This is a genomic window from Pseudomonas sp. Irchel s3h9, from assembly GCF_900187475.1.
GTDB classification, from domain to species: domain Bacteria; phylum Pseudomonadota; class Gammaproteobacteria; order Pseudomonadales; family Pseudomonadaceae; genus Aquipseudomonas; species Aquipseudomonas neuropathica.
This window is the reverse complement of record NZ_FYDH01000020.1, coordinates 76,493-93,936: the sequence shown is the minus strand read 5'-3', so window position 1 is coordinate 93,936 and position 17,444 is coordinate 76,493. Positions and strand designations below refer to the sequence as shown.

Below are 17,444 nucleotides of genomic sequence, written 5' to 3'. Positions count from 1 at the left end.
TGGTTGTTTGAATGACCTGAAAAACTCGTGAAAAGGCCTGTAAAAAGAGGGGTTTCCGGCGAACGGTTACAGTTTTTTCTCAGGCATGAAAAAACCCGCACGAGGCGGGTTTTTCTTAGTGCTGAAAGTACCACTCAGGCGTGCAGTGTTTCTGCCGCGTAGAGCGTGTTTTCCAGCAGGCAGGCGCGGGTCATCGGACCTACGCCACCCGGCACTGGAGTGATCCAGCCAGCGCGGGGCAGGGCGGTTTCGTAGACGACGTCGCCGACCAGTTTGCCGTCGTCCTGACGGTTGATGCCGACGTCGATCACGATCGCGCCTTCCTTGATCCACTCGCCTTTGACCAGGCCCGGCTTGCCGGCGGCCACCACCACCAGATCGGCACGACCAACGTGGCCGGCCAGATCCTTGGTGAAACGGTGAGTCACGGTCACGGTGCAGCCGGCCAACAACAACTCCATTGCCATCGGGCGACCGACGATGTTGGAGGCGCCGACGACCACTGCGTCCATGCCATAAAGGTCAGCGCCAGTGCTTTCCAGCAGCGTCATGATGCCTTTAGGTGTGCAGGGACGCAGCAGCGGAATGCGCTGGGCCAGGCGGCCGACGTTATAAGGATGGAAGCCGTCGACGTCTTTGTCCGGGCGAATGCGCTCCAGCAATTTGGAGGCATCCAGGTGCTCGGGCAGCGGCAGCTGAAGCAGGATGCCGTCGATTGCAGGGGCGTCGTTGAGGCGATCGATCAGATCGGTCAGCGCGTCTTGCGTGGTGTCGGAGGGCAGGTCGTAGGCTTGAGAGAGGAAGCCAACCTCTTCACAGTCTTTACGCTTGTGCGAGACATAAACCTGAGAGGCAGGATCGCTGCCGACCAGGATCACCGCGAGGCCGGGAGTGCGCAGGCCTTGCTGGCGACGCTCGGCAACTCGTTGGGCGATCTGCTGGCGCAGGCTGGCGGCGATCGATTTGCCGTCGATTAGTTGTGCAGTCATTGCGCGTGATTAACCATCGAGAGGGGAAAAAATGAGAACGCATTCTCGCATGTCGAGCGGTGAGGGCAAAGGCGCTTGGTCAGCAAATTCCTCTAACTCCTTTAATTAAATGAATTTTTTTCAAAAAGGATTTGACGACCTTCGGAGCGCTCTATACTATTCGTCGCACTTGTCGGGCACAGCCTAGCACTGGTTAAGAAGGTGAAGCGGAATCAAGGTTCTGCAACACTGGAAAGCACTTAGTTTGTAGTCCTTTAAGAGTACAGATTAATAAGGCGCCCGTAGCTCAGCTGGATAGAGCATCCGCCTTCTAAGCGGATGGTCGCAGGTTCGAGTCCTGCCGGGTGCGCCATTAGGCAGCTTTGGCACAAGTAACGCGATATGGTGGGCGTAGCTCAGTTGGTAGAGCACGGGATTGTGACTCCCGTTGTCGTGGGTTCGATCCCCATCGTCCACCCCATATTTCGAAAGGCGCCAGATGTAACAGTCTGGCGCCTTTGCTTTAAAAGCTTCATCGCGGATGTGGTGGAATTGGTAGACACACTGGATTTAGGTTCCAGCGCCGCGAGGCGTAAGAGTTCGAGTCTCTTCATCCGCACCAATTAAAGCTTCATTCATGTCTTCGGGCTGGTGAGGTTTCAACAAAGAAGTTGTTTGGCTTTTTTGTTACGCAATATGGTGGGCGTAGCTCAGTTGGTAGAGCACGGGATTGTGACTCCCGTTGTCGTGGGTTCGATCCCCATCGTCCACCCCATATTTCGAAAGGCGCCAGATTTAACAGTCTGGCGCCTTTTTTGTTTTAGCGGTTCTGAAAAGCGGCGATTGCCGGTTTCGGGGCGCAGGGGCGGGGCGCTTCGTCGTATTTATGTTGCTCGATGATGCTGTGCTGCTCGCCGGACTTGCTTGCAGGTTCGGCCGTCAGGGACTGATTGGCAGCCTCTTCTATATATAGAAGCGGTTGGCGCAGAGCCCTGGCGTGATTGGTTGTATTCGCCTGTGGGACGCGCTGCATCCGTGCATCGATCCCTATAAATTGCCTGCTGTTTTTTTACCCGTTTTCAGTAGGGTGACTTCTTGAGTTTGACCCACTAGAATGCATGCCCTTGATTCTGGGGTCGGAAACGGCCGGCTAACGTCTGTGCAACGAGGAATATCCATGCAAGTTTCTGTTGAAAATACTACTGCTCTTGAGCGCCGCATGAGCGTCACCGTGCCGGCTGAGCGCATTGAGAGCCAGGTCAACAAGCGTCTGCAGCAGACTGCCCAAAAGGCCAAGATTGCTGGCTTCCGTCCAGGCAAAGTGCCAATGAGCGAAATCAAGCGCCGTTTCGGTGCTGATGCTCGTCAGGAAGCCGTAGGCGACGTGATCCAGTCCTCCTTCTACGAAGCTGTGGTTGAGCAGAAGCTGAACCCGGCAGGTTCGCCATCGATCGAGCCTAAGTCGCTCGAAGCGGGCAAAGACCTGGAATACGTTGCTGTATTCGAAGTGTTCCCTGAGTTCACCGTTGCCGGTTTCGACGGCATCACCGTTGAGCGCCTGAGCGCTGACGTAGCTGACGCTGACCTGGACAAGATGCTCGACATCCTGCGCAAGCAGAACACCCGTTTTGAAGTGGCCGATCGCGCTGCCCAGAACGAAGACCAGCTGAACATCGATTTCGTTGGCAAGGTTGACGGCGAAGTGTTCGCTGGCGGTTCCGCCAAAGGCACTCAACTGGTGCTGGGTTCCGGCCGCATGATCCCGGGCTTCGAAGAAGGTCTGGTTGGCGCTAAAGCTGGCGAAGAGCGCGTTCTGAACCTGACCTTCCCAGAGGACTATCAGAACCTGGACCTGGCTGGCAAAACCGCCGAGTTCACCGTCACTGTCAACACTGTTTCCGAGCCTAAGCTGCCAGAGCTGAACGAAGAGTTCTTCGCTCAATTCGGCATCAAGGAAAGCGGCATCGACGGTTTCCGCACCGAAGTTCGCAAGAACATGGAGCGTGAGCTGCGTCAGGCGATCAAATCCAAGGTCAAGAATCAGGTAATGGACGGTCTGCTGGCCACCAACCCGATCGAAGTGCCTAAGGCGCTGCTGTCCAACGAAGTTGACCGTCTGCGTGTGCAGGCTGTTCAGCAGTTCGGTGGCAACATCAAGCCTGATCAACTGCCGGCCGAGCTGTTCGAAGAGCAAGCCAAGCGCCGCGTCGTGCTGGGTCTGATCGTTGCTGAAGTGGTCAAGCAATTCGACCTGAAGCCTGACGAAGCTCGCGTTCGCGAAATGATTCAGGAAATGGCTTCCGCTTACCAGGAGCCTGAGCAGGTTGTGTCGTGGTACTACAAAAACGAGCAGCAGCTGAACGAAGTGCGTTCGGTTGTGCTGGAAGAGCAAGTTGTGGATACTGTTCTGCAGAAAGCTAGTGTGACCGACAAAGCGGTCTCTTACGAAGAAGCAGTCAAGCCGGTAGAAGCTCCAAAAGCCGACTGATTGATTCCGCGTTAAGAAGTACACACCATAAGCCAGCTCTCGAGCTGGCTTATGCGTATTCAAGACATAACTATTTGGGAGCGACTGCAGAGCATGTTCCGTAATTCTTATATTCAGCAGAACTCTGATATCCAGGCCGCCGGCGGCCTGGTCCCGATGGTTGTCGAGCAATCTGCTCGTGGCGAACGCGCCTATGACATCTATTCGCGCCTGCTCAAGGAGCGAGTGATCTTTCTGGTTGGTCCGGTAGAGGACTACATGGCCAACCTGATCTGTGCGCAACTGCTGTTCCTTGAAGCGGAAAACCCGGACAAGGACATCCATCTCTACATCAACTCCCCGGGCGGTTCGGTGACTGCAGGCATGTCGATCTACGACACCATGCAGTTCATCAAACCGAACGTGTCGACCACCTGCATCGGCCAGGCCTGCAGCATGGGCGCATTCCTGCTGACCGCAGGTGCCCCGGGCAAGCGTTTCTGCCTGCCGAACTCGCGCGTGATGATTCACCAGCCACTGGGCGGTTTCCAGGGCCAGGCGTCGGACATCGAAATCCACGCCAAGGAAATCCTCTTCATTCGCGAGCGTCTGAACACGCTGATGGCCAAACACAGCGGGCGTACTCTGGAAGAAATCGAGCGCGATACCAATCGCGACAACTTCATGAGTGCAGAAGCTGCGAAGGAATATGGCCTGATCGACGAAGTGATCAACCAGCGCCCAGCTTAAAATAAGCAGCTCAAAATAGGCTTGGTCGGCTTGTCTGATCAGCGGCGGGCTTGAAAAAGCCCGCAATAGCCTTCATCTTGTGTTGCAAGCCTATCGGATTTGGATCGAACGAATGACTGACACCCGCAACGGCGAGGACAACGGCAAGCTGCTCTATTGCTCCTTCTGTGGCAAAAGCCAGCATGAAGTGCGCAAATTGATTGCCGGCCCCTCGGTCTTTATCTGCGACGAGTGCGTCGACCTGTGCAATGACATCATCCGCGAGGAGGTGCAGGAAGCCCAGGCCGAGAGCAGCGCGCATAAATTGCCTTCGCCTAAAGAAATCAGCGGCATCCTTGATCAGTACGTCATTGGTCAGGAGCGTGCGAAAAAGGTTTTGGCCGTAGCGGTGTACAACCACTACAAGCGCCTGAACCAGCGTGACAAGAAAGCTGACGACGTCGAACTCGGCAAGAGCAACATCCTGCTGATCGGCCCGACAGGCTCCGGTAAAACCCTGCTGGCCGAAACACTGGCCCGCTTGCTGAACGTTCCGTTCACCATTGCCGACGCAACCACCCTCACCGAGGCGGGTTACGTGGGTGAAGATGTCGAGAACATCATTCAGAAGCTGCTGCAGAAGTGTGATTACGACGTAGAGAAAGCCCAGATGGGTATTGTCTACATCGACGAAATCGACAAGATTTCCCGCAAGTCCGACAACCCGTCGATCACCCGGGACGTTTCCGGTGAAGGCGTGCAACAGGCCTTGCTGAAGTTGATCGAAGGCACGGTCGCTTCCGTACCGCCGCAAGGTGGTCGCAAGCACCCGCAGCAGGAATTCCTGCAGGTCGACACCCGTAACATCCTGTTCATTTGCGGTGGTGCGTTCTCTGGTCTGGAAAAGGTTATTCAAAACCGTTCCACCAAAGGCGGCATCGGTTTCAACGCAGAAGTGCGCAGCAAGGAAGAAGGCAAGAAAGTCGGTGAGTCCCTGCGTGAAGTCGAGCCTGACGATCTGGTCAAGTTCGGTCTGATCCCGGAGTTCGTCGGTCGTCTGCCGGTCCTCGCGACGCTGGACGAGCTGGATGAGGCTGCGCTGATGCAGATCCTCACCGAGCCGAAAAATGCTCTGACCAAACAGTATGCCAAGCTGTTCGAGATGGAAGGCGTGGATCTGGAGTTCCGCACAGACGCGCTGAAATCGGTCGCCAAGCGTGCCCTGGAACGTAAAACCGGTGCCCGTGGTCTGCGCTCGATTCTCGAAGGTGTGCTGCTCGACACGATGTATGAAATCCCCTCGCAGTCCGAGGTGAGCAAAGTCGTGATCGATGAAAGCGTGATCGAAGGCAAGTCCAAGCCACTGTATATCTACGAAAACAGTGAGCCGACGGCCAAGGCAGCGCCGGACGCGTAAGCGTCCAGTCTGCTGGAATAAAGAAGGGGCCTTCGGGCCTCTTTTTTTTTATGTCATTTTTTACATCCGCTTTGCGCTTGTTTTTTTTCAAGGCAGCCCCCATCTTGGTTTCAAGCTCAATTCCATCTGATTACGGCCATATGGCCGCCGTAGAGGCGAAATCATGAAGACAACCATCGAATTGCCTCTCCTGCCATTGCGTGATGTCGTGGTTTATCCGCACATGGTTATCCCGCTGTTCGTGGGGCGCGAGAAATCCATCGAAGCCCTCGAGGCCGCGATGACGGGCGACAAGCAGATCCTGCTGCTGGCCCAGAGAAACCCGGCTGACGACGATCCCGGTGAAGACGCTCTCTATCGCGTAGGTACCATCGCCACTGTTCTACAGCTTCTCAAGCTGCCTGACGGCACCGTCAAGGTTCTGGTCGAGGGTGAGCAGCGTGGCACCGTCGAACGCTTCAGCGAGGTCGACGGCCATTGCCGTGCCGAAGTCTCGCTGATCGAAGAAGTCGACGCTGCCGAGCGCGAATCCGAAGTGTTCGTGCGCACACTGCTGTCGCAGTTCGAACAATATGTACAGTTGGGCAAGAAGGTCCCGGCTGAAGTCCTGTCGTCGCTCAACAGCATCGATGAGCCGGGTCGCCTGGTCGACACCATGGCGGCGCACATGGCGCTGAAAATCGAGCAGAAGCAGGAAATCCTCGAAATCATCGATTTGTCGGCCCGGGTCGAGCACGTTCTGGCGTTGCTGGATGCCGAGATCGATCTGCTGCAAGTCGAAAAACGCATTCGTGGCCGCGTCAAAAAGCAAATGGAGCGCAGTCAGCGCGAGTACTACCTGAATGAGCAGATGAAGGCCATTCAGAAAGAGCTCGGCGACAGCGACGAAGGCCACAACGAAATCGAAGACCTCAAGAAGCGTATCGACGCTGCCGGTCTGCCGAAAGACGCGTTGGCCAAAGCCAATGCCGAGCTCAACAAGCTCAAGCAAATGTCGCCGATGTCCGCTGAGGCCACCGTGGTGCGCTCGTACATCGACTGGCTGGTGCAAGTGCCGTGGAAGGCGCAGAGCAAGGTACGCCTGGACCTGGCGCGCGCAGAAGACATTCTCGATGCCGATCACTACGGCCTCGAAGAGGTCAAGGAACGTATCCTTGAATACCTCGCCGTGCAAAAGCGCGTGAAGAAAATCCGTGGCCCGGTGTTGTGCCTGGTCGGTCCTCCGGGCGTGGGTAAAACCTCGCTGGCGGAGTCGATTGCCCATGCCACCAACCGCAAATTCGTGCGCATGGCCCTCGGTGGCGTGCGTGATGAAGCGGAAATCCGTGGTCACCGTCGGACTTACATCGGTTCGATGCCAGGAAGATTGATTCAAAAGATGACAAAAGTGGGTGTGCGCAACCCGCTGTTCTTGCTCGATGAAATCGACAAAATGGGCAGCGACATGCGTGGCGACCCGGCGTCGGCGTTGCTGGAAGTGCTCGATCCGGAGCAGAACCACAACTTCAACGACCATTATCTGGAAGTCGATTACGACCTCTCGGATGTGATGTTCCTGTGCACCTCGAACTCGATGAACATCCCGCCGGCGCTGCTCGACCGGATGGAAGTGATCCGTCTGCCGGGCTACACCGAAGACGAAAAGATCAACATCGCCGTCAAATACCTCTCGCCAAAGCAGATCGCCGCTAACGGTCTGAAAAAGGGCGAGCTGGAATTCGACGCTGAAGCGATCCGCGACATCATCCGTTACTACACCCGTGAAGCCGGTGTGCGTGGCCTCGAACGTCAGATCGCCAAGGTCTGCCGCAAGGCCGTTAAAGAGCACGCACTGGAAAAACGCTTCTCGGTGAAAGTGACAGCTGACTTGCTGGAACACTTCTTGGGTGTACGCAAATTCCGCTACGGTCTGGCCGAGCAACAGGATCAGATCGGTCAGGTCACCGGCCTTGCCTGGACTCAGGTTGGCGGTGAATTGCTGACCATCGAAGCCGCGGTTGTGCCGGGTAAGGGTCAGTTGATCAAAACCGGTTCGCTGGGCGATGTGATGGTCGAATCGATCACTGCCGCGCTCACTGTAGTGCGTAGCCGGGCCAAGAGCCTGGGCATTCCTCTGGACTTCCACGAGAAGCGCGACACGCACATCCACATGCCGGAAGGGGCGACGCCGAAAGACGGCCCTAGCGCTGGCGTAGGCATGTGTACGGCGCTGGTGTCGGCATTGACCGGCATTCCGGTGCGCGCTGATGTCGCCATGACCGGTGAAATCACGCTGCGTGGTCAAGTGCTGGCGATTGGCGGTCTGAAGGAAAAACTGCTGGCGGCTCACCGCGGCGGAATCAAGATCGTGATTATTCCGGAAGAGAACGTACGTGATCTGAAGGAGATTCCTGACAATATCAAGCAGGATCTGCAGATTAAACCGGTTAAATGGATTGACGAGGTCCTGCAAATTGCGCTGCAATACGCGCCGGAGCCCTTGCCGGATGTGGCTCCCGAGATAGTTGCCAAGGACGAAAAACGTGAGTCTGACTCTAAGGAAAGAATTAGCACGCATTAATACGCTTTTGCCTGGGGGGCTTCCTTGACAGTTTTTTAGAGCCCTTGTTATAAAGCGGCTCTTAAGTGTCTGTAGGCCATTCAGCACTCGTTTTTGCTTTCACCAAAAAACTTAGAATCATCTCAAAATAGATATAAGGGGACTTAGAGTGAACAAGTCGGAACTGATTGATGCTATCGCTGCATCCGCTGATATCCCGAAAGCTGCTGCTGGCCGTGCGCTGGACGCTGTAATCGAATCCGTCACTGGCGCTCTGAAGGCTGGCGACTCCGTTGTTCTGGTTGGTTTCGGTACTTTCTCCGTGACGGACCGTCCGGCTCGTACCGGTCGTAACCCTCAAACCGGCAAGACTCTGGAAATCCCGGCTGCCAAGAAGCCAGGTTTCAAAGCCGGTAAAGCACTGAAAGAAGCTGTTAACTAAGTTTTCAGGTTTTTACCCATCCGGGTCGGGGTCATGCCTGACTTGGCAGCGGAGCGGTAGAACAGGTAGCTGAAACAGTTGTCTGTAACGCCGGGATCGAGGGTTCGAGCCCTGTCCGCTCCGCCAGTTACGAGAAGGCGCATCCTCGGATGCGCCTTTCTTCTATCCGGATTCTACCCACGCTCCACGGTTGCCTAATTTTGAAGTTCAACCGTTTCTGGGGGACGCATGCTGCAGAATATCAGGGACAATTCACAAGGCTGGATTGCCAAGACCATTATCGGGGTCATCGTTGCACTGATGGCTCTGACCGGTTTCGACGCCATTTTCCAGGCCACGACTCACAAGAATGAGGCGGCCAAGGTCAACGGTGATGAAATCAGCCAGAACGAGCTGAGCCAGGCCGTTGATATGCAACGCCGTCAGCTGATGCAACAGCTGGGCAAGGACTTCGATGCTTCCTTGCTCGACGAAAAAATGCTGCGCGAATCGGCCCTCAAGGGTCTGATCGATCGCAAGCTGCTGCTGCAAGGTGCAGAGCAAGCGAAATTCGCTTTCTCCGAAGGCGCACTGGACCAAGTGATCCTGCAGACACCTGAATTCCAGGTGGACGGCAAGTTCAGCTCCGAGCGTTTCGACCAGGTGATCCGTCAACTGGGTTACAGCCGTATGCAATTCCGCCAGATGCTGGCTCAGGAAATGCTGATCGGCCAACTGCGCGCCGGTGTGGCGGGCAGTGGTTTCGTCACTGACGCCGAAGTGCTGGCATTCGCCCGTCTGGAAAAACAGACCCGCGATTTCGCGACCCTGAACGTCAAGGCTGACCCGGCGGCGGTCAAACTGACCGACGACGAGGTCAAGGCTTACTACGACGAGCACGCCAAGGAGTTCATGACTCCGGATCAAGTGATCATCGATTACGTAGAACTGAAGAAGTCTTCGTTCTTCGATCAGGTTGCGGTCAAGGACGAAGACCTGCAGGCGGCGTATCAGAAAGAGATCGCCAACCTGTCGGAACAGCGTCGTGCCGCGCACATTCTGATCGAAGTGAACGACAAGACCACCGAGGCTCAGGCCAAAGCGAAGATCGAAGACGTCCAGGCGCGTCTGGCCAAGGGCGAGAAGTTTGAAGCGCTGGCCAAAGAGTTCTCGCAGGATCCGGGTTCGGCCAACAATGGCGGCGACCTCGGTTATGCAGGCCCTGGCGTTTACGATCCGGCGTTCGAAAAAGCCTTGTACTCCTTGTCGAAAGACCAGGTGTCCGAGCCGATTCGTACCGACTTCGGTTATCACTTGATCAAGCTGTTGGGTGTGGAAGCGCCTGAAGTGCCGACCCTGGCCAGCCTGAAAGACAAGCTCACCCGCGAGCTGAAAGCCGCTCAGGTCGAGCAGCGTTTTGTCGAGGCGACCAAGCAACTGGAAGACTCCGCATTCGAAGCGTCTGACCTGGCTCAGCCAGCGGCAGATCTGAAGCTGACCGTGCATACCTCCAAGCCATTCGGCCGTGAAGGTGGCGAAGGTGTTGCGGCGAACCGCGCCGTGGTTACTGCTGCGTTCAGCACCGAAGTGATCGACGAAGGTGCCAATAGCACCGCTATCGAGCTGGATCCGGAAACCGTGATCGTGCTGCGTTCCAAGGAACACCTCAAGCCTGCGCAACTGCCGCTGGAAAACGTGAGTGCGGCGATCCGCACCCAGTTGACCAAAGAGCACGCCAGCGCGGCTGCCAAGACCAAGGCCGAGAAGCTGATCGCGGATCTGCGCGATGGCAAGGCGCCGTTGGACAAGGCGGTTGATGGTCAGAACTGGAAAGCCACTGAAGCGGCCACCCGTGGTCAGGAAGGTGTTGATCCGGCGGTGCTGCAAGCGTTGTTCCGTATGCCGAAGCCGGCTGCGAAGGACAAGCCGACGTTCACCAGCGTGACGTTGCCGGATGGCAGTCTGATGATCGTGCGTCTGAATGGTGTTAACGAAGCGGCTGCGCCGACGGATGAAGAGAAGGTTCAGTACCGTCGTTTCCTTGCTTCGCGTGAGGGGCAGCAGGACTTTGCTGCTTATCGCAAGCAGTTGGAAGCTCAGGCTGACATCAAGCGGTTTTGATGGTTGACTGAGATGTGATGAGAGCCCCGGCCTGAATAGGTCGGGGTTTTTTTTGGGCTTTGGGTAGTGGCGGCCTTTGGGCCGGCCATGTTCTTGGGGTTTTGGGTGAATATCCGTTGCTGCGGGTGTTGCCGCTGGCGGTTTCGCTCTTACAGCGAGTCCCTTTGGCAAACGCCCCAAAGGAACCAAAGGTCTTTGCCCTGACGTTCGGCCCACTCGCTAAAGCTCGGGGTTCCTTCGCTGCGGGATTGATCCGGGCGCAGCGTCTCCGGTTTGCTTCGCTGCACCTACTCCCGCTGTGTTTGGCTTCGCCAAACGGTCGCTGCGCTCCCACGCCCGGATCAAGCCCTCCACTCAGCCTGCCGACGGGCCTTCAGATCAGGATCAAAAGCTGCAGCCGAGCTAACGCTCATCCTGTGAGTGGTGAGGAGCAAAAGCCGCATGCGTTCTGCTGTTGCTCTTCTGTGTGCGAGCCTGCTCGCGAAGGCGGCCTGACAGCCGACCTGTTTTTTGCGGATGTACTCATTCCAATTGTAGGAGTGAGCCTGCTCGCGAAGGCGGCCTGACAGCTGACCTGTTTTTTGCGGATGTACTCATTCCAATTGTAGGAGCGAGCCTGCTCGCGAAGGCGGCCTGACAGCCGACCTGTTTTTTGCGGATGTACTCATTCCAATTGTAGGAGCGAGCCTGCTCGCGAAGGCGGCCTGACAGCCGACCTGTTTTTTGCGGATGTACTCATTCCAATTGTAGGAGCGAGCCTGCTCGCGAAGGCGGCCTGACAGCCGACCTGTTTTTTGCGGATGTACTCATTCCAATTGTAGGAGCGAGCCTGCTCGCGAAGGCGGCCTGCCAATCGACCCATTTCCCGCAGACCGGAGCTAATTCAGCCGGGCATCCGATCTCATCCGGCTCTTGGAAAACCATGATCCCGAGCTTTGACCGCCACATACAAAGTCAACACCAACAATCCAGCAACAATCCACGGGAATACCCCCACCCCGGGGTTTCCCAGCAACAAACCACCCACCAAGCCCCCTCCAGCTATCCCGACATTCCACAGGGTAACCAGCATCGATTGCGCCGTATCGGCAGCCTCTTTCGCCGTTTTCGCCGAGGCGGTTTGCAGCAGCGATGGCATGGCGCCAAACGCCAGTCCCCAGATGGCGGTGGCTATGTAAATGACGTTGGGCGAGTCGCGCCACAGGCCCAGTGCTATCGCGGACAGCATGAACAACCCGGCACTGATCAACACCAGTTCGCGCAGCCAGCGGTCAATCAGGCTGCCGACGATCCATAAGCTCAACACTGAAGCGAGGCCGAATGCCAGCAGCACGCGGTCGACATTGGCGTCCAGCCCGGACGGTTGCAGGAACGGCGCGATGTAGGTGTACAACAAGTTGTGCGCGACGACGTAGGTGAGGGTGACCAATAACACGGATCGCACGCCAGGCAAGGTCAATACCTGACGCAGTGGCAGGCGGTTTCCCACGCGTTCGCCGGCGAAATCCGGTACTTGCCAGCGTACCCAGATCACCAGCACAACGGTCAGCGCGGTCATGATGGCGAAGCTCAGACGCCAGCCGACCAGGGTGCCGAGCAGGGTGCCTGCGGGTATTCCCAGCGACAGCGCAAGCGGCGCGCCGAGCATGGCCACGGTAATGGCGCGACCTTGCAGGTGCGGGGCGACCATGCGGCTCGCGTATCCCGCCAGCAGTGCCCAAAGCAAACCGGCAAATACCCCGGCGATAAAGCGTGCGATAAGGGTCAGCCAGTACCACTCCGAGAGGGCGGTGATGCTGTTGGCGATGGCAAAGCCGCCGATAGCGGACAGCAAAAGTGGTCTGCGGCGCCAGCCGCGGGTAGCGATCGTCAGGGGAATCGCTGCCAGTATCGAACCGATCGCGTAAAGCGTGACCAATTGGCCGATCAGCGCCTGGGAAACGTTCAGGCTGCTGCTCATCTGCGGCAACAGGCCGGCAGGCATGGCTTCGGTCATGACCGTGATGAATCCGGCGGTGGCCAGTGCCAGTAGCGCGCCGAGGGGGAGTCGCTCGCGGCGGTCGACGGGGCGTTCAAGTGTGGGGCAATCGAGTTGTGCGTCGTTCATGAGCCGGCATCCATGTGCAGAGTTGACGAGGAGCACAGGGTAGGGCGCTGCACATCGGCGAAAAACGGGTTAAGGTTCCGAACATATCGGACACGGATGTCAGCAATGGGAGATTGGTATGGATAGCCTGGGCGGTATTTCGGTGTTTGTTCAGGTCGCCGAGACCCGCAGTTTTACCGAAGCTGGTCGGCTGCAAGGGGTGTCATCGTCGGCGGTGGGCAAAAGTATTGCGCGACTGGAAGCGCGACTGGGTGTGCGGCTGTTTCAACGCACCACCCGCAGCGTCACGCTGACCAGTGAAGGTGCGCTGTTTCTTGAGCGGTGTCGCAAGATTCTCGCGGAAGTCGAGGCGGCGGAGTTTGAGTTGTGTGACGCCGCTGCCAAACCCCACGGCAAGTTACGCATCAGCCTGCCGCAGGTGCATGGCCTAGTGATGCCGGTGATGAACGAGTTCATGGCGTTGTACCCGCAGATTGAACTGGATCTGGACTTGACTGATCGCATGGTCGATGTGGTTGAAGAAGGCTTCGACGCGGTGATCCGCACCGGCAAACCACGAGACTCCCGACTGATGGCGCGAGCGTTGGGCGAGTTTCATATGGTGCTAGTGGCCAGTCCGGCGTATCTGGAGCAGCGCGGGGAGCCGCAAAAGCCCGGCGATCTAGCGGCTCACGCGTGCCTTCGGCATACGTTTCATGCCACTGGCAAACTGGAAACCTGGCCGCTGATCCGCGTGGAAGGCGCCGCAGAGGCGACGTTGCCGACACGGTTGGTCAGCACGTCGATTGAGGCGGTGAGCCACGCGGCGCTGGCCGGCATGGGCATTGCCTGTCTGCCGGATTTCATGACCCGGGAGGCCGAGGCTCAAGGCCGTTTGCGTCGCGTGCTTGATACGCATCTGGAACACACCGGACAGTTCTGGGTCCTATGGCCATCCAGTCGCCACGCCACGGCAAAGTTGCGCGTGTTCATCGATCATCTGGCATTGCGACTTTTTCCCGCAACTGAAGGTCGATAGAGTTGTAACTGCTTTAAGACACTAATCCATGCGCCGCCGGGGCGTGATCTGTTGCACAATACGCCCCGGACTGTTTTCTCTCAGGATGTTCAATGTTGATTTCCACTCCCATGCGTGTTGTCGGGTTGGCGCTGTTGTTGACCGCTGTTGCCGGCTGTTCGAAAGACAAGCCGATGTATGAGCATGAGAACTTCGATGACTCCGGTACGTTTTCGCGCAATTACCCGGTGACCGACGCGGTCAGCTGCGAAGCGGCACGCCGTGCATTGCTCAGCCAGGGCTACATCATCACCAGCAGTGACCCGAAACTGGTCAGTGGCCACAAGAGCTTCCAGCAAACCGGCGACACCCACATGGAGATCAGCTTCAACGTGGTCTGTGCCGATGACGGCAGTGCCGGGCACCATGCGACGATGTTCGCCAACGCCCTGCAGGATCGCTACGCGCTGAAGAAGACCAACAACTCGGCCAGCCTCGGCGTGGGGGTGTTGGGCTCGGTGTCGATGCCGATCGGCTCATCCGACGATTCGATGGTCAAAGTCGCCAGCGAAACGGTGACGTCGCAGAAGTTTTACGAGCGATTCTTTACGTTGGTGGAATTGTTCCTGCCGGCGGAAGCAAAGAAAGCTGCGCACATTGAAGAGAAGCCGAAGGCTGACCTGGGTGTACCTGAGGCGAAGGCTGCTCCGGCAGCGCTGGCGCCAACGCCAGCGCCGACTCCAACGCCTGCGCCCGCCGCAACCCCTGCGCCTGCAGCGGAGCCCGCTCCCGCACCTGCCGAGACCGCACCCGTGACGTCTGAACCGGTTGCGCCACCGGCAGAGGCCGCGCCGATCACTCCGGCGCCGAGTGCAGAACCTGCACCGGCGACCGAAACCATCACGCCACCGGCCAACCCGGATATCCCGCCGCCATCCGAGCCGATTCCGGCGATGCCTGCATCCGGCCAATAATCCAGCCTCACCGCACACCCTGTGGGAGCGAGCCTGCTCGCGAAGACGGACCTTCAGTCACCTATGTGCTGAAGGGGCCGACGCCTTCGCGAGCAGGCTCGCTCCCACAGTGGTTTTTGGTGCACTTAAAATCTAGTTACATTCCCCTGACAAAAATCCTGCGATAAATTCCTGACCACCTGCTACGTTTTATTCATGAAGGCCGGGTTTCACTTTTCCTTCATACGAGCACGTTAAGCTCGAGGCACTGGGCATTTGCTCAGGCCCATTCAAGAGAGCAGCAGGGGGATTACACGATGGATGAATATCAAGAAGAGCTGCTCGAATACCAGGCCTTTGAACTGGACCCACCCGAGCCAGCCGAAGACGCCACCGAGCTTTAACTTGCAGCTTGCAGCTGCGTTTATGCCGTCTTGCGGTGACTGCGGCGGAATTCGCCGGGCGTCTGACTGCTCCAGCGTTTGAAGGCGCGCTGGAACGCCTCGGCTGAAGCAAAACCCAGCAGGTAGGCGATTTCACCGAATGCCAGTTCGGTATCGCGGATGTAAGTCATCGCCAGGTCCCGGCGAGTGTCATTGAGGATTGCGCGAAACTGTGTGCCTTCCTCGGCCAGTTTGCGCCGCAACGTCCAGGTCGGCAGCTTCAGGCGTGCCGCCACTTCTTCCAGGTCGGGTTCCCGGCCACCATTGAGCAACGGCCCCAACAGTTGAGTGATGCGTTCGCGCAGGCTGCGGGTGCGAGTCAATTGCTCCAGCTCGCGTTCACACAGTTGCAGCAGATGCCGCCAGGTACTCGGGCAATGCTCGGGATTGCGCTGTGCGAGGCTGTTCAGGCTCAGGCGCAGTTGATTGCCCTCGGCACCGAACTGGATCGGGCAATCCCCCAGCAAGTCGTACGCCTCGCGGTAATCCGGCTCATCGAATTCGATTTCAATGCGTTCGGCGCGCAGCGGTTCGCGGCTGACACTGGAGAGCTGATGCAGCCATCCGGCAATGATCGAGTCCACGACAAAACGGTTATAGGCGTTGTACGGGCTGATCGAATAGAAACGCAGCCACGCGCCATGGGCATCTTCGTGGAAACTGGACTGACCGCGATAGTTGGAACCGTACAACGCCTCGAAACGGATCAGACAGCGCGCGGCTTCGCGCACGGTTGGCGCCTGTGCGGCGGTAACGCCGGCCAGTCCGGCCTGGCTCAGGCGACTGAGCTGACCCATGCGCAAGCCCAGCGCCGGGTCACCGGTCAACTGAATCGCCGCGTGGCCCAGGCGCATATAGCGCGGAATCGACAAACGCGCCCCGGCCTCGGCCAGTCGCGCGGCGTCCAGACCATATTGCTCCAGCAACGGCTGCGGATCCGCCCCATGACTGCGCACGGCGTCGGCGAGGCTGTGAACGAAGCCCACCGACAGGTCCCCGAGGCGCATCGGCAGGGGCTTCATGGCTTACAACCAGATGTTCAACAAACGCGCGCCACGGGCATCGCCATCGGCGAACTGCTGACCGTTGCTGCTGAGGAAACTCTGACCGGCACTGGCCTTGTCCCAGAACTGCCCGCGCAGGAACACACTGATGCCGGCAATCGCTCGACTGCTCGGTGGTTGCGCGGTCAGTGTCAGCCGATGCCAGGCTTGTCCTTCGGTGACTTCACCGGGTTTGAGGCTGACCGACCCCGGTGTGCTTGAACCTTTGTAACCGCGCCATGGCTGATTCCACGCACCTTGACCGAATACCTGCGCCGGTACCGCGATCAATTGTGCGTTTTGCTCGTCGAGTTTGCGGTAATTGTCGGGGTACCAACTGTCGCTGCCAATCAATACGCCAAGGCGTCCGGCCGGGGTGTCGACCACGTTGAGCGCGTGTTTGTCTGCGCTTTCGAGCACTTCGCGCTGATCGAATACCGGGTGCATCTGCCGTTGCGGCTGGCCCAGCGGCACGCCATCGCGGCCGAACACCACGCTGCTGTTGAACAGGGCACCGCTACCGGGTTTGAGCTGGCCATCGCGAACGCTGGGTTCCGGTAATACGATCGAGCCGGCCACCAGGGTCACGTGAAATTCTTTGGCCAGACCACCGAACAGCGCCTGGTAATCCTTGGCCATCGCCTTGGCTTTCATCCGCAGGTACGCGTCGTTGAGGCGGTCGCTGCCGTTGGCGCTGAGCCAGGCGCGGGCGAACAGCAAGGGATTGCTCGCCGCCAGCCAGTTCATCGCCTCGGCGAGGGTCGGGGCCTGATACAGCTCGTCTTTCTCGCCGCTGAGCAGCAGCCAGGTGCCGACGTTCTCCGGCAACACCACGACGGTTTTGTCGTTCAGCAGGCCTTGATCCTGGGCTTGCTGCAGATAGGCTGCGAGTTTGCGGTGCAAGCGTTCGGTGCTTTGATAATCGGTGGGAAACAGCTCGGGCTGGATGCCCAGCAGATTGCCACGATCGGCGGGGATGCCCTGATCGACCGCCACTTTAATGCGTAAGTCCGACAGGTAATGGCCCGCCGGCCGGTCCGCCGCCCACATGGCGTAGGTGGTCAGGGCGGCGACGAGGGCCATGGAGAAGAACAGGTACAAAAGTTTGCGCATGAAAACCAACAGCTACCGGGTACAGGGTATGGCGACTAGGGTAGGGCCCATGGACCTGATTGCCAAGGGGTGCTGCGCATTTGGATCAATAAGTTGTCAGTTACGGTCATTGAGTGACAGCGATGC

The 17,444-nt window shown here is 57.9% G+C and carries 12 protein-coding genes and 4 tRNA genes; 12 read left to right on the top strand and 4 right to left on the bottom strand.

From position 1 onward, the window contains the following. Nucleotides 1–134: 134 nt before the first annotated feature. A complete protein-coding gene (folD, locus tag CKW26_RS26920; protein ID WP_095050819.1) occupies nucleotides 135–989 on the bottom strand; it encodes a bifunctional methylenetetrahydrofolate dehydrogenase/methenyltetrahydrofolate cyclohydrolase FolD in 855 nt (284 codons plus the stop codon). A gap of 275 nt (nucleotides 990–1,264) precedes the next feature. Here folD and CKW26_RS26915 point away from each other — a divergent pair. The 10 genes from CKW26_RS26915 to CKW26_RS26865 all read left to right on the top strand — a co-directional run bounded on the left by CKW26_RS26915 (nucleotide 1,265) and on the right by CKW26_RS26865 (nucleotide 10,662). Then, a tRNA-Arg gene (locus CKW26_RS26915) sits at nucleotides 1,265–1,341 on the top strand. Between the two features lie 32 nt (nucleotides 1,342–1,373). Continuing rightward, a tRNA-His gene (locus CKW26_RS26910) sits at nucleotides 1,374–1,449 on the top strand. Between the two features lie 56 nt (nucleotides 1,450–1,505). After that, nucleotides 1,506–1,590, top strand: a tRNA-Leu gene (locus tag CKW26_RS26905). 77 nt (nucleotides 1,591–1,667) lie between these two features. After that, nucleotides 1,668–1,743, top strand: a tRNA-His gene (locus CKW26_RS26900). A gap of 402 nt (nucleotides 1,744–2,145) precedes the next feature. Next, nucleotides 2,146–3,456, top strand: a complete 1,311-nt coding sequence (tig, locus tag CKW26_RS26890; protein WP_095050817.1) for a trigger factor — start codon at nucleotides 2,146–2,148, stop codon at nucleotides 3,454–3,456. Between the two features lie 93 nt (nucleotides 3,457–3,549). After that, nucleotides 3,550–4,185: an ATP-dependent Clp endopeptidase proteolytic subunit ClpP gene (gene clpP, locus CKW26_RS26885; RefSeq protein ID WP_007951559.1), complete on the top strand. Its 636-nt coding sequence runs from the start codon at nucleotides 3,550–3,552 to the stop codon at nucleotides 4,183–4,185. Nucleotides 4,186–4,297: 112 nt separating this feature from the next. Beyond that, nucleotides 4,298–5,581 (top strand): ATP-dependent Clp protease ATP-binding subunit ClpX, encoded by a 1,284-nt coding sequence (gene clpX, locus CKW26_RS26880; protein ID WP_003223632.1) that lies wholly within the window; start codon nucleotides 4,298–4,300, stop codon nucleotides 5,579–5,581. A 163-nt stretch (nucleotides 5,582–5,744) separates the two neighbouring features. After that, complete coding sequence (lon, locus tag CKW26_RS26875; RefSeq protein ID WP_095050816.1) at nucleotides 5,745–8,141, top strand: endopeptidase La; 2,397 nt, start codon at nucleotides 5,745–5,747, stop codon at nucleotides 8,139–8,141. A 148-nt stretch (nucleotides 8,142–8,289) separates the two neighbouring features. Continuing rightward, on the top strand, nucleotides 8,290–8,562 hold the full coding sequence (locus CKW26_RS26870; protein WP_003183171.1) for an HU family DNA-binding protein: 273 nt from the start codon (nucleotides 8,290–8,292) through the stop codon (nucleotides 8,560–8,562). A gap of 228 nt (nucleotides 8,563–8,790) precedes the next feature. Beyond that, entirely contained in the window at nucleotides 8,791–10,662 is a 1,872-nt protein-coding gene (locus tag CKW26_RS26865) for a SurA N-terminal domain-containing protein (protein WP_095050815.1), read from the top strand. 901 nt (nucleotides 10,663–11,563) lie between these two features. On the opposite strand, the gene CKW26_RS26860 is transcribed toward CKW26_RS26865, so the two are convergent. Beyond that, on the bottom strand, nucleotides 11,564–12,769 hold the full coding sequence (locus CKW26_RS26860) for an MFS transporter (protein WP_095050814.1): 1,206 nt from the start codon (nucleotides 12,767–12,769) through the stop codon (nucleotides 11,564–11,566). Between the two features lie 118 nt (nucleotides 12,770–12,887). Between CKW26_RS26860 and CKW26_RS26855 the strand changes: the two genes are divergently transcribed. Then, nucleotides 12,888–13,787 (top strand): LysR family transcriptional regulator, encoded by a 900-nt coding sequence (locus CKW26_RS26855; RefSeq protein WP_095050813.1) that lies wholly within the window; start codon nucleotides 12,888–12,890, stop codon nucleotides 13,785–13,787. A gap of 92 nt (nucleotides 13,788–13,879) precedes the next feature. Continuing rightward, a complete protein-coding gene (locus CKW26_RS26850; RefSeq protein WP_095050812.1) occupies nucleotides 13,880–14,740 on the top strand; it encodes a DUF2242 domain-containing protein in 861 nt (286 codons plus the stop codon). Between the two features lie 403 nt (nucleotides 14,741–15,143). Here the strand turns inward: CKW26_RS26850 and CKW26_RS26845 are convergent, their stop codons facing one another. Together CKW26_RS26845 and CKW26_RS26840 are read right to left on the bottom strand one after the other, a co-directional pair. Then, the gene (locus CKW26_RS26845; protein WP_095050811.1) at nucleotides 15,144–16,184 is read right to left on the bottom strand and encodes an AraC family transcriptional regulator; all 1,041 of its coding nucleotides are present in this window, start codon (nucleotides 16,182–16,184) and stop codon (nucleotides 15,144–15,146) included. 3 nt (nucleotides 16,185–16,187) lie between these two features. Beyond that, nucleotides 16,188–17,318: a carbon-nitrogen hydrolase family protein gene (locus tag CKW26_RS26840; RefSeq protein WP_095050810.1), complete on the bottom strand. Its 1,131-nt coding sequence runs from the start codon at nucleotides 17,316–17,318 to the stop codon at nucleotides 16,188–16,190. Between the last annotated feature and the right edge of the window lie 126 nt (nucleotides 17,319–17,444).